Below are 512 nucleotides of genomic sequence, written 5' to 3'. Positions count from 1 at the left end.
TCGCCGTTGCCCGCGGTGAGGGCCGGCTCGACGACCAGGGGGCCCGCACCCTCGCCGGCGTCGCGGTCCTCGGCGCCGGGAACGCGGACGGCCCGCCCGACCTGCACCCGGGGGAGCGGACCGCGCTGCTCGCCGCCTGCGCGCTCACGGTCGCGATGCCCGCCACCGCACCCGACCGCCGCTCCACAGAACTCCTCCTGCTCGCCGACGAGCTGACCGGGACTGTCGCCTCGGGCGAACGGCCCGGCGCGGCCCGGGCCGCCCGCCGGAGCGCCGCGGACGGCGGCCGGCTCGCACTCGGCGCGGACGACCACGACCCCCGGGCCCGACAGGCCCACCGGGGCATCACCGAGCGGGCCTTCTACGTCTTCGAACTGGACCTCGCGCACCAGGGCGGCCACGACGAGGACGCCCGCCGCCGGGCGCTCACCACCGCCCTGGCACCGGGCGGGGGGGGGGGGGGCGGGGGCGCCGGGCTGGGGGGGGCCGGCGGCCCCGGCCGCGGGCCGTCC

1 protein-coding gene is annotated in these 512 nt (G+C 81.8%); it reads left to right on the top strand.

Going from position 1 to position 512, the window contains the following annotated elements; translation table 11 throughout:
- Nucleotides 1-512, top strand: a 512-nt coding sequence (locus ABD353_RS36760; protein ID WP_344628072.1) for a hypothetical protein, incomplete at both ends; no start/stop codon positions are given.

Origin of the sequence: Kitasatospora arboriphila, from assembly GCF_039528095.1 — a bacterium.
Classification (GTDB): domain Bacteria; phylum Actinomycetota; class Actinomycetes; order Streptomycetales; family Streptomycetaceae; genus Kitasatospora; species Kitasatospora arboriphila.
The sequence above is the reverse complement of the archived record's forward strand: the minus strand, read 5'-3'. Positions and strand labels throughout refer to the sequence as shown.